Below are 736 nucleotides of genomic sequence, written 5' to 3' on the forward strand. Positions count from 1 at the left end.
GCTGCAGGGCCCGATGCTGCGCGCGATCTCCTCGCGCGTGCTGTGGGTGGCATGCACCAGCTGCCAGCGCGGATCCAGGCCGTAGTCGGCCAGGAAATCGATCGGCCGCCGGCCGGTCGCCGCGAGGCAGTCATTGACCTCCTGCATCTGCTCGGCGACGTGCACGTGGATGGGAATGTCCGCGTCGCCGACCAGCGCCTGCAGCGCGTGCACGTCGGCCTCATGGGCCGCGCGCAGCGAGTGCACCGCCACGCCGGCGCGCACCAGCGGCAGCCCGGCGGCGTTGATGCGGCGGCAAGCCTGCCAGACCCAGTCCGCATCGGTGCGGAAACGCCGCTGCGTCTCGCGCAGCCCGCGCTGGGCGAAACCGGCGTGCGCGTACAACACCGGCAGCAGCGTCAGCCCGATGCCCACCTCCTGCGCGGCCTCGGCCAGCGCCAGCGCCATCGCGTGCTCGTCCTCGTAGGGCGTGCCGTCCTCGCGGTGATGCAGGTAGTGGAACTCGCAGACCTGCGTGTAGCCGCCGGCCAGCAGCTCGGTGTAAAGCTGCGCGGCGATGTCCTTCAGCTGCGCCGGCGTCACGCGCAGCGCCACGCCGTACATGCGGTCGCGCCAGGACCAGAAATCGTCGCTGTCGCTGTCGCGCTGCTCGGCCAGGCCGGCGAAGGCGCGCTGGAACGCGTGGCTGTGGGCATCGACCAGCGTCGGCAGCACCATCGGCGGCAGCGAGGTCGCG

Annotated in this window: 1 protein-coding gene; it reads right to left on the reverse strand. The window is 72.1% G+C overall.

The window, feature by feature from the left end; genetic code table 11:
* The coding region (locus FUT87_RS05560; protein WP_147240350.1) for an amidohydrolase family protein at positions 1-736 on the reverse strand (736 nt) is incomplete at both ends.

Source organism: Mitsuaria sp. TWR114 (assembly GCF_007997345.1).